Source organism: Mycetocola sp. TRD_SC_2 (assembly GCF_055361225.1).
The window spans coordinates 676,021-688,629 of record NZ_CM143954.1 but is presented as its reverse complement, the minus strand read 5'-3'; the positions used below and the strand labels follow the sequence as shown (position 1 = coordinate 688,629).

Annotated in this window: 12 protein-coding genes; 6 read left to right on the top strand and 6 right to left on the bottom strand. The window is 66.0% G+C overall.

Annotated elements, in window-relative coordinates; translation table 11 throughout:
• Nucleotides 1–46: 46 nt before the first annotated feature.
• Nucleotides 47–718: a GAP family protein gene (locus ACWA1Q_RS03305; protein WP_463759501.1), complete on the bottom strand. Its 672-nt coding sequence runs from the start codon at nt 716–718 to the stop codon at nt 47–49.
• 118 nt (nt 719–836) lie between these two features.
• Between ACWA1Q_RS03305 and ACWA1Q_RS03300 the strand changes: the two genes are divergently transcribed.
• Both ACWA1Q_RS03300 and ACWA1Q_RS03295 read left to right on the top strand, forming a co-directional pair.
• Nucleotides 837–1,052: a hypothetical protein gene (locus ACWA1Q_RS03300; RefSeq protein ID WP_463759499.1), complete on the top strand. Its 216-nt coding sequence runs from the start codon at nt 837–839 to the stop codon at nt 1,050–1,052.
• Nucleotides 1,053–1,088: 36 nt separating this feature from the next.
• Complete coding sequence (locus tag ACWA1Q_RS03295; RefSeq protein WP_463759497.1) at nt 1,089–3,107, top strand: ABC transporter ATP-binding protein; 2,019 nt, start codon at nt 1,089–1,091, stop codon at nt 3,105–3,107.
• Between the two features lie 2 nt (nt 3,108–3,109).
• Here the strand turns inward: ACWA1Q_RS03295 and ACWA1Q_RS03290 are convergent, their stop codons facing one another.
• Complete coding sequence (locus ACWA1Q_RS03290) at nt 3,110–3,367, bottom strand: zinc-ribbon domain-containing protein (protein ID WP_463759496.1); 258 nt, start codon at nt 3,365–3,367, stop codon at nt 3,110–3,112.
• A 161-nt stretch (nt 3,368–3,528) separates the two neighbouring features.
• Here ACWA1Q_RS03290 and ACWA1Q_RS03285 point away from each other — a divergent pair, with 161 nt between their 5' ends.
• Nucleotides 3,529–5,403, top strand: a complete 1,875-nt coding sequence (locus ACWA1Q_RS03285; protein WP_463759494.1) for an FAD-binding monooxygenase — start codon at nt 3,529–3,531, stop codon at nt 5,401–5,403.
• Between the two features lie 24 nt (nt 5,404–5,427).
• Here ACWA1Q_RS03285 and ACWA1Q_RS03280 read toward each other — a convergent pair whose 3' ends face one another.
• Nucleotides 5,428–6,285: a helix-turn-helix domain-containing protein gene (locus ACWA1Q_RS03280; RefSeq protein ID WP_463759493.1), complete on the bottom strand. Its 858-nt coding sequence runs from the start codon at nt 6,283–6,285 to the stop codon at nt 5,428–5,430.
• Between the two features lie 51 nt (nt 6,286–6,336).
• Between ACWA1Q_RS03280 and ACWA1Q_RS03275 the strand changes: the two genes are divergently transcribed.
• Nucleotides 6,337–6,741, top strand: a complete 405-nt coding sequence (locus ACWA1Q_RS03275; RefSeq protein ID WP_463759492.1) for a DUF6157 family protein — start codon at nt 6,337–6,339, stop codon at nt 6,739–6,741.
• Here ACWA1Q_RS03275 and ACWA1Q_RS03270 read toward each other — a convergent pair.
• On the bottom strand, nt 6,727–7,722 hold the full coding sequence (locus tag ACWA1Q_RS03270) for a helix-turn-helix transcriptional regulator (protein WP_463759490.1): 996 nt from the start codon (nt 7,720–7,722) through the stop codon (nt 6,727–6,729). The two genes, ACWA1Q_RS03275 and ACWA1Q_RS03270, sit on opposite strands and share 15 nt — an antisense overlap.
• Before the next feature lie 102 nt (nt 7,723–7,824).
• Here ACWA1Q_RS03270 and ACWA1Q_RS03265 point away from each other — a divergent pair, with 102 nt between their 5' ends.
• Nucleotides 7,825–8,250 (top strand): VOC family protein, encoded by a 426-nt coding sequence (locus ACWA1Q_RS03265; protein WP_463759489.1) that lies wholly within the window; start codon nt 7,825–7,827, stop codon nt 8,248–8,250.
• 29 nt (nt 8,251–8,279) lie between these two features.
• Here ACWA1Q_RS03265 and ACWA1Q_RS03260 read toward each other — a convergent pair whose 3' ends face one another.
• On the bottom strand, nt 8,280–8,993 hold the full coding sequence (locus ACWA1Q_RS03260) for an IclR family transcriptional regulator (RefSeq protein WP_463759487.1): 714 nt from the start codon (nt 8,991–8,993) through the stop codon (nt 8,280–8,282).
• Nucleotides 8,994–9,163: 170 nt separating this feature from the next.
• Nucleotides 9,164–11,035, bottom strand: coding sequence for a phosphoenolpyruvate carboxykinase (GTP) (locus tag ACWA1Q_RS03255; RefSeq protein ID WP_463759486.1), 1,872 nt, complete (start codon nt 11,033–11,035; stop codon nt 9,164–9,166).
• Nucleotides 11,036–11,147: 112 nt separating this feature from the next.
• Between ACWA1Q_RS03255 and ACWA1Q_RS03250 the strand changes: the two genes are divergently transcribed.
• A complete protein-coding gene (locus ACWA1Q_RS03250) occupies nt 11,148–12,590 on the top strand; it encodes a helix-turn-helix domain-containing protein (protein WP_463759485.1) in 1,443 nt (480 codons plus the stop codon).
• The last annotated feature ends 19 nt before the right edge of the window (nt 12,591–12,609 follow it).

Below are 12,609 nucleotides of genomic sequence, written 5' to 3'. Positions count from 1 at the left end.
AGTCCATCACACTAGACCAGGCCTCCGACACGGCGGAAGAGTGACGTCAGAAAGCGCTGATTCCGGCGCCGACGAGGCTCACACCGAGCACAAGATAGAGCACGGCGAGAACCGTGGCGCTGTTGCGGCCCATCCAGTCGCGCAGCTCGATCAGCGGACGGCGCCACGCTTCGACAGCGGCCATCCCGCCGACAACGACGACGAGCATGCTCGAGGCGGCGATGAGCACGAAGACCAGAAGCACGAGCATGACTTCGCGGAACTGGAAGGTCGCTCCGCCGATGGTCAGACCGGCACCGATGGCCAGGGAGAGATTTTTCGGGGCGAGGGCGGCGAGGCCGAATCCGAGTGCGAGACCCTGAGGCACCGTCATCGAATCGAGGGCGGCCACCCAACGGGGAAGGACCGGGGCCTTGCCCGGCTGCGGCCGGAGCCGCCATTCGCCGGCGGCGAGGTACATCAGGAGTCCCCCGAGAATGAGCAGGAGCGTCCCGCCGACCGGGCGGGAGGCATCCCCCGAGCTTTCGGGCAGGAGTCCGGCGAGCGTGGTGATGACGAGCACGGGGAGGATGACACCGAGCAGCCAGCCACCGAGGAAACCGAGGGCCGCAGCGTTGCCGCGCGGCGCGAGCACGAGGGTGATCACCGCGAGAAGAGGAATGGGGCTGAGAGCGATACCGAGCGCACTCGTCAGAATGTCGCCGATGATCGAACCCATACTGCTCTCCTCTGAAACGGATAGGGCCAGCATAATCGTGCACCACCGACGCGCGCGCAGCCCGCCCGCATGTCAACCTTTATTGACAGCTGCAAATGCGTCAACTAACGTTGACACCATGAGCACTGGAACTTTTGGAACCCTCGCCGCCGAGGCCGGGTCGAACGATCCGTACACCGCCCTCCGCGCGATCGCTAAACTTCGTACAGAGCTCGATCGCGCCGAAGCCGTCGCCGTTCGCCGGGCACGCAACGCGGATGCCAGCTGGCAACTCATCGCTCTCGCCCTCGGCGTGAGCCGTCAGGCCGTCCACAAGAAATACGGTCGCAAGTAATTCCACCCCTTTTTCCGATAACCCTGAGGAATCCGGATGTCATCTCCTTCTGCCACGCGACCGGCACGCCGCTCGCCGTTCGCGAAGCCCCGCGCCGAGGACGGCCCGCGCGCCCGCTTCACCGAGCTCATCCCCTACCTCTTCGAACACAAGAGGGTGCTGTGGTTTGTCATTGCACTCAGCGTCGTCGGTTCAGCGGCCTCGCTTGCGCAGCCACTCCTGGTCAGCCAGGTCATCGGTGTCGTCGAGCGGGGCGCCTCCCTCGGCGGCCTCGTCTGGGCGCTGATCGCGCTCGTCGTGATTTCGGGCATCATCTCGGGTTACCAGCACTACCTCCTCCAGCGCACAGGTGAGGGCGTCGTGCTCTCCAGCCGTCGCCGCCTGGTCGGGCGGATGCTGAGCCTCCCCATCTCGGAGTTCGACACGCGCCGCACCGGCGACCTGGTCTCCCGCGTCGGCAGCGACACCACGCTGTTGCGCGCCGTTCTCACCCAGGGCCTCGTCGAAGCCGTCGGTGGAACCATCACGTTCATCGGCGCCCTCATTGCGATGCTCATCATCGACCCGGTCCTGCTCGGTCTCACCTCGCTCGTCATCGCCGTATCGATCGTCACCGTCGTGCTGCTCTCGACGCACATCCGGGTCGCCAGCCAGCGGGCACAGGCCAAGGTCGGCGATCTCGCCGCGAGCGTCGAACGCGCGATCAGTGCCGTCCGCACCGTTCGCGCGTCCAACGCGACGGAGCGCGAAGTTGCGACGATCGACGCCGACGCCACGGGCGCATGGAGCATGGGAATCCAGGTCGCCCGGATCTCCGCCCTCGTCGTGCCGGTCGCCGGCATCGCCATGCAGGTGTCGTTCCTCGTCGTCCTCGGCGTCGGCGGCTTCCGTGTCGCCAGCGGTGCGATCACGATCGCGAGCCTCGTCGCGTTCATCCTGTTCCTGTTCATGATGATCATGCCGCTCGGCCAGGCCTTCGGCGCCATCTCCGCGACGAACCAGGCACTCGGTGCCCTCGGCCGAATCCAGGAAATCATCAACCTGCCCCTCGAGGATTCAGCGGATGCCGAGATCGCGGCATCCGTTCGCGCCCCGGGCATTGCAAGTAAGGACGCCCCCGCCATTGAGTTCGACGGGGTCGTGTTCGCATACCCGACCGGTGCCGTAAAAGAAGACGACGGTACGACCGATCTCGATACGGCCGCAGGCGGCCTACTCGATCAGCGGGAGGGTGCCGCAGGCGACCTCCTCGACCAGCGGGAGAGTGCCGCAAGCGACCTCCTCGACCAGCGGGAGGGTGCCGCAAACGACCTCCTCGACCAACGGGAGGGTACCGCAGGTGACCTGCCCGATCAACGGACGAGCGAGCCCGCCCAGCCCGTGCTTCGCGGCGTGAGCTTCACAGCAGCACGCGGCCAGCGCACCGCGCTCGTCGGCCCGTCGGGCGCGGGCAAGTCGACGATCCTCGGGCTCATCGAGCGGTTCTACGACCCCGAGGCTGGGGCGATCCGCTTCGGAGGGGTCGACATCCGCACGATGCCACGCACCACCCTCCGCTCCCAGATCGGCTACGTGGAGCAGGATGCGCCGGTTCTCGCGGGTTCCCTCCGCGACAACCTGCTCCTCGCTTCCCCCGACGCGACCGACGAGGACTGCATTCGCGTGCTGCACGCGGTGAACCTCACCGAGGTGCTCGACCGCAACCCGCAGGGCCTCGATGCAGCCGTCGGCGAAGACGGCATCATGCTCTCCGGCGGTGAACGCCAACGGCTCGCCATTGCCCGGGCGCTGCTCGCGGCGCCGCCGGTCCTGCTGCTCGACGAGTCCACCTCTTCGCTCGACGGGGTCAACGAACAAAAGATGCGCCTCGCGATCGACGCTGTCGCTGAGGACCGCACCCTGATCGTCATCGCGCACCGGCTATCAACGGTGGTCGACAGCGACTCGATCGTGGTCCTCGACCATGGACGCGTCGTCGGGACAGGTACGCACTCGGAGCTCGTGGCTTCCGTCCCTCTCTACCGGGACCTCGCCAAGCACCAGTTGCTCGTCTAGGCTCAACTCACCTGACGAGACCGAGCCGCCCACTCGATGCCATTTGTGGCCTGCTCACGCGTGAGCGACGTTGTCCCTCCGCAGTTGGAACAGACGACGGCGTAGCGCCGGGAGAACGTGAAGAGCGGCACGAAGAACAGCGAGAATTTGTTGGCGCGCTCGTACACGTCCTGCGCCGCTGACATCCGGCAGTATTCGCAGATGAAGGTCACGGTGACGAGCACCTTGTCACGCAGGGTCGTGCCGAAGAGAAGAAACATGTCCCGAGTGTATGGACGCCGCTTCAGATCAGTCAGGGGCTTGCGCTTGTCGCCGGAACGACCGCGACGTACACTCGGTTGAGCGATATGAGAACCAGACGTTCGATTATAGAACACAGATACCGTCTCGCCTGAATTTCCACAACGAAGTGAGGAAGCCCGTGCAGTTCCACCACCACGGATATGTGTCCACCGACCCGCGCATTCTGCCCGCCGCAGGGGTGGGTATCGATCGGCCCGAGGAGCTCCCCGACGAGGTCGACGTTCTCATCGTCGGCAGCGGGCCGGCCGGAATGATCACAGCCGCCCAGTTGTCGCAGTTCCCCGGAATCACGACCCGGATCGTCGAACGCCGGGGCGAACGGCTCGCGATCGGGCAGGCCGACGGTATCCAGGCGCGCAGTGTCGAGACGTTCCAGGCGTTCGGGTTTGCCGAGAGGATCATCCAGGAGGCGTACCAGATCACCGAGATGGCGTTCTGGAAGCCGGACCCGGCCAACCCGTCGCGCATCATCCGCACCGCACGCGCTGTGGACGACCCGACCGGGATCAGCGAGTTCCCGCACATGATCGTGAACCAGGCGCGTGTGCTCGATTACTTCGCCGAGGTCATGGCTCACTCCCCCACCAGGATGACGCCGGATTACGGCTACGAATTCCGCGGCCTGACCGTGAACGACGCGGACCAATATCCGGTGACCGTGACGCTCGGGCATACCACCGGTGAGGAGCGGATTGTCCGGGCGAAATACGTCGTCGGTGCGGACGGTGCCCGCAGCGGTGTGCGTCAGTCGATCGGATGCACCCTCGCCGGCGACCAGGCTTTTCACGCCTGGGGAGTCATGGACATCCTCGCCGTCACCGACTTCCCCGACATCCGGACCAAATGCGCCATCCAGTCGGAATTCGGGAGCATCCTGCACATCCCCCGCGAAGGCGGCTACCTGTTCCGCATGTATGTTGACCTCGGCGAGGTCGACCCGGACAACAAGGGTGCGATCCGCAGCACAACGATCGACGAGATCATCGCCAAGGCGAACGACATCCTCAGCCCGTACACGCTCGACGTGAAGAACGTCGCCTGGCACAGCGTCTACGAGGTGGCCCATCGGCTCACCGACCGGTTCGACGACGTCCTGCCCGAGGAGATCGGAACGCGGACACCCCGGGTCTTCATCACCGGCGACGCCTGCCACACGCACAGCGCGAAGGCGGGCCAGGGCATGAACGTGTCGATGCAGGATGGTTTCAACCTCGGCTGGAAACTCGCCCACGTTCTCGACGGGCGCAGCCCGGAGAGCCTCCTCAGCACCTACTCGGCCGAGCGCCAGGTCGTCGCGAAAAACCTCATCGAGTTCGACAAGGAGTGGTCGAGCCTCATGGCCCGCAAGCCGGAAGAACTCAAGGACCCGGCCGAACTGGAGACGTTCTACACGAGCACCGCTGAGTTCCCCGCCGGTTTCATGACCCAGTACGAGCCATCGATGCTGATCGGCGAGGCGACCCACCAGTACCTCGCAACCGGGTTCCCGATCGGCAAACGATTCAAGTCGGCACCCGTCGTCAGGGTCGCCGACACCAACCCGGTTCAGCTCGGGCATCACCACCGCGCTGACGGACGCTGGCGCCTGTACGCGTTCGCCGACGCGCCTCTGCCGGGCGAAGCATCCGGGGTCTCGACATGGGCGGACTGGCTCCGGAATTCTCCCGAGTCTCCGTTGCTGGTCCACACCCCGGAGGACACCGAGGTGGACAGCGTCTTCGACGTCAAGGTGGTCTACCAGCAGCCGCACACCGAGACGGATATCGGTCGGGTTCCCGACGTCTTTTTGCCCCGCGTCGGACCGTTCGACCTGATCGACTACGAGAAGGTCTATGCAACGAACCCGGAGAGCGACATCTTCGAGCTTCGTGGGATCGATCGCAAGGGTGCCGTCATCGTCGTGCGGCCGGATCAGTACGTGGCTCACGTGCTGCCACTTGACGCGACAGCGGATCTGGCCGCGTTCTTCCGCCAGAACCTGCTGCAGCGATAACCGTCACGCTGCTGTGTGACGGAGTCACTCGTCGCTCACAACTCGGGCCAGATTGGCCTGCGAACGACGGAGTTCCCGGACATAGCGCCCCGGTGGCACCCCGGCGACCGACCGAAACTCGGTCGTGAGGTGAGCCTGGTCGGTGTAGCCCAGGTCCGCGGCGACAGTCACGATGTCGGCATCCGTCGTGGAGAGCCGCCGGACGACCTCCTGAAGCCGTATGCGTCGCGCGACTTCGTTGGGCCCACGGCCAATTGTCTCGCCCAGCGCGCGTTGCAGCGTCCGTTCGCTCGTTCCCAGTTCCGCGGCGACCGCGCGACCGGTCCTCACCCGAGGGCTTGCGACGAGAGCGTCGACGGCCCGGTTGGCGAGCCGCTGCATCCCGGTAAGCGGCCGCTCGGCGAGGTACTCACGAATACGTGCATCGGCTTCGCGCGAACGCTCTCCTGCGCCGTTGACCTTTCGGAGGAGTTCGTGTGCTCTCTCATCGAGGCCGGCCGTCAGCTCCTGCTCGGGAGCGAGCTCCCTCGCATCAAGTCCGGAGAGAACGGCGAGTCCCGCCGGGCGGAGCCGAATCGCGAAGACCGACCCGGAGCCCGCGATCACCCGGCGCCACGCCTGTGGCCGAACCGCTGTTACGACAAACGGCGCGGGCACGTCCCCTTCCTCGACGCTGAGCGTGATTGCCGGGTAGTCGACAACCCGCTGCTCGATGGCGTCACCGGCCGGGAGTCGCCACTGAACGGTCCAGTACGTGTCGACGACGTCTGACAGATCGGCGGCGGGGCTGATCCACCGAGCCGAGAATCGTGTGAGATTGTGCGGCTCGAGCACTCCGGAACGCTCGGAGACTCCGATGTGTCGTGCGAACGGACTGGTCATCTGGCGCAAATCTACAAGACGCGGAACCGGGCGGTTCCTGATGCTGGAACAATGACGACAAACTACCGCAACACCTTCATTTCCGTCGCTCCGGATTGCCCCACAACCGACGCCGAAATCCCCACTGCGGGTGCGAAACCCACCGTCGCTGCTCTCCAGTTCGCGCTTCTCTCGGAGCACCCGTATGAGTACACCTCCGACGAGATCCTCTTCGAAGTCCACGCAACGCGCGCGGGGATTCCCGAGGCTGATCGCGAGGAGGCGTGGGCTCTCTTCTTCGCGAAAGACCAGGCGTGTTTGCGTGCGTCACCCCTCGCGAAACGCTACGGGTGGGGGTTTCACCACGACGCGCAGGAACGGGTGGCGCTCGTCGCGCTCGGTACCGACGAGTACGAGGCACTGTCGGCCCGAGACGACCTCGCGCAGAAGGCTGCGATGCGTTCATCGCGAGCCTGAGGCACCCTCCCCTTCCGGAACCGCGGCCGCCGAGTACCGGGACGCCAGCTGCCGGAACGCATCCCGGAGCTCTGGCGGGTCGACCACCTCGAGATCGGCATCGAAGCGACCGAGTGAGGCGGCGAGCGCGACCCACGACCAGGAGCCTGACCGGTACCGGCACCGCTCAGGCCCCACCTCCTCAACGGTTCCGTCGCCCGCGAACGGGCGCACCGATCGCGCCGGCAGCGACAGGAGCACGGTCCCGACGCATGGCCATTCGTCCGCCCGTTCCGAACCCTTGAACCGAGCGGAAACGAATGCCCGAACGTCACCGCCAGGAATAGGTCGCGGCTCGAACCGGGGACCGGTGGGTGTCCGGGTGGCGATGCGGTCTGCGCGGAAGATGCGCCAATCGTCGCGCTCGAGGTCCCACGCCACGAGGTACCAGCGCCCTCCGGAGATGATCAGGGAATGCGGCTCCGCCCGACGACGAGGAGGCTCCCTGGCATCCCGGGAATCGTTCGCGTAGTCGAACCGGATGACCTCGCGCGCGGCGATGGCGCCGGACAGGGCGACCAGTTCATCGGTCGAGACCGGACTGGCTTTCGCGTCCCGCTCGGGGAGCGCGGTGAATCGCACGGCGCCGAGACGGTGCCGCAATCGTTGTGGCGTCACCTGCCTCACGGTGGTCAGCGCCCGCAGAGCGGCTTCCTCCACGCCCGCACCCGCCGTTGTCGCCGCTTGCAGCGCAATGCTGAGCGCGATTATCTGGTCGTCATCGAACAGGAGCGGAGGAAGCTCGGTTCCGGCCGAAAGCCGGTATCCGCCATCCGGGCCTTTGCCGCCCTGGATCCGGTACCCCATCTCTCGCAACCGGTCGATATCGCGCCGCAGGGTCCGCGGATGCACCTCGAGGCGCTCGGCGAGCAGCCGGCCAGGCCACTGACGGTGTGTCTGCAGCAGTGACAGCAACAGCAGGAGTCGCGCGGTTGGAGTCACGCTCCCACCCTAGTTTGAGTAGAGGGCGAAAGCTGTCCCCTACTCCGATCAGAGTGTTGTTCAGCCGGTGAGGTCCATCGGCTGAGAATCACAAGGAGCACCATGTCCGTTCACACCACCCCCCACCTCAACTTTCGCGGTGACGCCCGCGAGGCACTGGAGTTCTACTCCTCAATCTTCGGCGGCCAGCTGATGGTCATCACGAACGAGGACGCACACAGCGTCGAGACACCTGACGAAGCGCACCAGGTCAAGTTCGGCCAGGTTCTTGGCGAAAACGGCTTTCGCATCATGGCGTACGACGTTCCCGCGAGCGTTCCATACGACCGTGGCGACACTTCGTTCTTCGTGTCGATCCGGGGTGATTCGGCGGAGGAGATCTCCGGCCTCTGGACGCGACTGATGGAGGGCTCGACAATCCTCGGCGATCTCGCGCCGTCCTTCTTCTCACCGGCATACGGGATGCTCACGGACCGGTTCGGGGTCACGTGGGTCCTCGACGTCGAGGTCGCCTACAGCCCGGCCTGAGCCGGGTCCCCCAGCGGTAGCTGCGGCGGCTACCGCCCGTACGCGCGCCGCACACTTTCTGCGCCGGCCCGCAGCCTCTCCGCGATCGCCGCCTCCGGGCGGGGCAGCGCGACGTGGATAACCGCGATGGATGCCGCGGGCTGGCCGGGGAGTGTGAGTGGCACAGCGACGGATTTCAACGACGGCACGACTTCGTCGGAACTCGATGCGTATCCGCGCGCCCTGCTCTCGACGAGTTCGGCGCGCAGGTCGTCGCTGACGTCGACCGGCCACGCACTTTCGGGGATCCCGAGCAGGATTGCCTTGCCTGGGCCACCGCGACTGGTCGGGTGCCGGTGGCCGGGCCGGTACGACACGACCGCAACGCTCTGCCTCGGCATCGCGCTCACCAGGGTGACCGCTTCGCCGCTGTCGAGCCGCACAGCGAGCAGGCACGTCATGCCGAGCTCGTCGGCGATGTCGTTGAGCACCGGCAGCGCCGCCTGCTGAAGGTTCTGGGCGACACCGGAGGTGAGCGCGGCGAGTCCAGCACCGAGGGCGACCAGTCCCCCGTCGTCGCGCGTCACGAGGTCGTGCGCCTCGAGCGTCCGCAGCAGGCGATAGGCCACAGACCGGTGCACCCCGAGTTCGCTCGCGAGCTCGCCGATCGAGAGGTTGCGGTCGGCCGCTGCGAGGATCTCGAGCAGTCGGATGCCGCGGCTCAGGGTCTGGGATCCTGCCTGAGATCCGGCTTCCATCGCCATGTCGAACCCTCCGTCGCCGCGAGCGCGCCCCGCTTGTTCGATATTAGGACAGCCCGCTCACATGATGTGGCCCGCACACGGACACCGCGAGGTGCCGGGAAGTGTTCCGAGACATCCCGCCAAGGTATCTCAGAGCACTTCCGGGCACCTCGCGGTGCTGCGCTGTTTGTCTAGGACGTCCGAAGCCGGTACCGGAGCGACGCGAGCTCAGCGTGGAGAGCCGGCGGTACTTTTCTGCCGAATTGCTCGAAGAACTCCTGCGTCAGGTCGGCTTCGGCAAGCCACGAATTCGCGTCGATCGCGAAGAGCTTCTCGAGTGTGAGATCCGTGACATCCGTGCCATCGACGTTGAGGTCGCCGGCGGCGGGGATGCGGCCGATCGGAGTGTCCTGGGCCGGGACCCGACCCTCGATGCGGCGGACGATCCACTCGAGCACTCGGGAGTTGTCGCCGAAGCCAGGCCAGAGGAAGCTGCCGTCGTCGCCCTTGCGGAACCAGTTCACCTGGAAGATCCGTGGCGCACGGTCGAACCGCAGCTTCTGGCCGACCTTGAGCCAGTGACCCCAGTAGTCAGCCATGTTGTAGCCGCAGAAGGGAAGCATCGCGAACGGGTCGCGGCGAAGCTCGCCGACGGTTCCTTCGGCGGCGGCGGTTTTCTCGCTCGAGATCGTGGCGCCCATGAAGACGCCGTGGCTCCAGTCGGTTGCCTCGACGACGAGGGGAACGTTGGTGGCCCGGCGGCCGCCGAACAGGATGGCGTCGAGCGGCACAGCGTCTTCCCAGTCGTCTGCGATCTGCGGGCACTGGGCTGCGGCCACGGTGAAGCGGGAGTTCGGGTGGGCGGCGGGTCGGCCGGAGTCCGGCGTCCAGTCGTTGCCTTCCCAGTCGAGAAGGTGCGCGGGAGCCTTCTCGGTGAGGCCCTCCCACCAGACGTCTCCGTCATCACGGAGGGCGACGTTGGTGAAGATGGTGTTGCCCCAGAGCGTCTCGACAGCGGTGACATTCGTGGTCTCACCGGTACCGGGAGCGACACCGAAGAATCCGGCCTCGGGGTTGATCGCCCACATCCGGCCGTCATCACCCGGGCGAAGCCACACGATGTCATCGCCGAGGGTTTCGACACGCCAGCCGGGGATGGTCGGCCGGAGCATGGCAAGGTTCGTCTTTCCGCAGGCCGAGGGGAATGCGGCAGCAACGTGGTACTTCTTGCCCTCGGGCGAGATGACCCGGACGAGCAGCATGTGCTCGGCGAGCCAGCCCTCGTCGCGACCGATGACGCTCGCGATCCGGAGCGCGAAGCACTTTTTCGCGAGGAGAGCATTACCGCCGTAACCCGACCCGAAGGACCACACCTCACGAGCCTCGGGGAACTGGACGATGTACTTGGTGTCGTTGCACGGCCAGGCGACATCTTTCTCGCCGGCGGCGAGCGGGGCGCCGACCGAGTGCACGGCCCTGACCCATGGCGCTCCCCCGGCGATGAGGTCGGTCACCGCATCGGAGGTGCGCGTCATGATTCCCATCGACAGGACGGCGTAGGCCGAGTCGGTGATCTGAACACCGAGCTGCGACAGCGGGCCCCCGACCGGCCCCATCGAGAACGGGACGACGTACATGGTGCGGCCACGCATGCTTCCGGTGAAGACCCCGTCGAGCTCCTCGCGCATCGATTCCGGATCCTGCCAGTTGTTGGTCGGGCCGGCGTCTTCTTCGCTCTCCGAACAGATGAAGGTGCGCGACTCGACCCGGGCGACGTCGCTCGGCGCGCTGCGGGCGAGGTAGCTGTTGGGGCGCCATTCCGGGTTGAGCTTGATGAGCTTGCCCTCAGTCACCATCTGCTTGGTCAGGAGGTCACTCTCGCGCTTCGAGCCGGTGCACCAGACGACGGAGTCCGGCTGGGCGAGCGCAGCAATGGAGTTCACCCATCCGCGCAGTTCCTGGAGCGGGTCGGATGCCACTGGCGGTGCGTCGGGCGCTGCGGAGAAGGGGGTGACGCGGCTCTCAGCCATCTCGGTGTCGCGGTCGATCTCTGCGATGCTCATGTCGTCCTGGCTCCTCTGCACTGGGGTACTGACTTCAGCCTGATGCAGAAATAGCGAGACCTTCGACCGACTTCGCCGTTAAGAATCGCTGAATTTACGATATTGTGAAGGAATGAACCGAACCGGCTCCGACCTCTCGACCCTCGGGCATCGCATCCGTCACTTTCGGACGTCGCAGGGTCTGACCCTCGACGACCTCGGCGAACGCGTCGACCTGGCGGGGAGCCAGCTCTCACTGATCGAGAACGGCAAACGGGAGCCGAAGTTGTCTATGCTGCAGTCGATCGCCGCTGCGCTCGGCGTCGACCTCACCGACCTGCTCGCGGCCGAACCGCCGAACCCGCGCGCGGCACTGGAGATAGAACTCCGGCAGGCGCAACAGCGACCGCTGTACACCGAGCTCGGCCTGCCGTCGGTGAAACCGACCAAGGGGATGAGCGATGAGGCGCTGACCGCTCTCGTCGGCTTGCATCGCGAATTGCAGCGCAAAGCGGCCGAAGCGATCGCGACACCGGAGGAGGCCAGGCGCGCGAACACCGAGCTTCGTGAATGGATGCGTGAACGCGACAACTACCTGCCCGAGATCGAGGAGCTCGCCGAAGAGAGGATTCACGCCGCCGGTCACGTTCGCGGCGCGGTCACACACCGTACGGTAAGCATCATGGCCGAGCAGCTCGGCCTCGACCTCATCTATGTGAATGACCTGCCGCACTCCGCGCGCAGCGTCACCGATCTTGAGAACGGCAGGATCTACCTGCCACCCGCATCCATTCCGGGCGGCCACGGCCTGCGGTCGATGGCCCTGCAGGCGATGGCACACCGGCTGCTCAAGCACACCCGGCCGACGAGCTACGCGGCGTTCCTCCGCCAGCGCCTCGAGATCAATTACTTCGCGGCGTGCTGCCTGATGCCGCAACGAGCGGCTGTCGATTTCCTCACCCAGGCCAAGAAGGACCGCAACCTCGCGGTCGAGGACTTCCGGGATGCCTTCGGTGTGACGCACGAAGCGGCCGCCTTGCGGTTCACAAACCTCGCGACCCACCACCTCGACATGCCGTTGCATTTTTTGCGGGTGTCTGAGGACGGCTCGCTCGCCAAGGGCTACGAGAACGACGGGCTTCCCCTCCCGATGGACGTGACCGGATCGATCGAGGGGCAGCTGGTCTGCCGCAAGTGGAGCGCACGGAGCGCGTTCGAACGCACGAACCGCACCACCGAGCTGTACCAGTACACCGACACCCCCGCCGGAACATACTGGTGCGCGACCCAGACCGGCACGACGAGCACCGGAGAGTTCTCCATCTCGGTTGGTGTTCCGTTCAACCAGGCCAAGTGGTTCCGCGGCCGCGAGACAACGACGCGCGCCGTGTCATCGTGCCCCGATCCGTCGTGCTGCCGTCGGCCGCCGAGCGACCTCGCTGAACGCTGGCTCGGCAAGGCCTGGCCGAGCGCACGGCTGCACGCCCACGTGCTGTCACCGCTGCCGAGTGGAACCTTCCCCGGTGTCGACGACAACGAGGTGTACGACTTTCTCGAGCGGCACAGCGACGGCTGATCCCGCATCGGGCGTTTAC

Coding starts and splice junctions, on each gene's coding strand:
- ACWA1Q_RS03305 (WP_463759501.1), bottom strand. CDS start 718: ATGGGTTCGATCATCGGCGACATTCTGACGAGTGCGCTCGGTATCGCT.
- ACWA1Q_RS03300 (WP_463759499.1), top strand. CDS start 837: ATGAGCACTGGAACTTTTGGAACCCTCGCCGCCGAGGCCGGGTCGAAC.
- ACWA1Q_RS03295 (WP_463759497.1), top strand. CDS start 1,089: ATGTCATCTCCTTCTGCCACGCGACCGGCACGCCGCTCGCCGTTCGCG.
- ACWA1Q_RS03290 (WP_463759496.1), bottom strand. CDS start 3,367: ATGTTTCTTCTCTTCGGCACGACCCTGCGTGACAAGGTGCTCGTCACC.
- ACWA1Q_RS03280 (WP_463759493.1), bottom strand. CDS start 6,285: ATGACCAGTCCGTTCGCACGACACATCGGAGTCTCCGAGCGTTCCGGA.
- ACWA1Q_RS03275 (WP_463759492.1), top strand. CDS start 6,337: ATGACGACAAACTACCGCAACACCTTCATTTCCGTCGCTCCGGATTGC.
- ACWA1Q_RS03265 (WP_463759489.1), top strand. CDS start 7,825: ATGTCCGTTCACACCACCCCCCACCTCAACTTTCGCGGTGACGCCCGC.
- ACWA1Q_RS03260 (WP_463759487.1), bottom strand. CDS start 8,993: ATGGCGATGGAAGCCGGATCTCAGGCAGGATCCCAGACCCTGAGCCGC.
- ACWA1Q_RS03255 (WP_463759486.1), bottom strand. CDS start 11,035: ATGAGCATCGCAGAGATCGACCGCGACACCGAGATGGCTGAGAGCCGC.
- ACWA1Q_RS03250 (WP_463759485.1), top strand. CDS start 11,148: ATGAACCGAACCGGCTCCGACCTCTCGACCCTCGGGCATCGCATCCGT.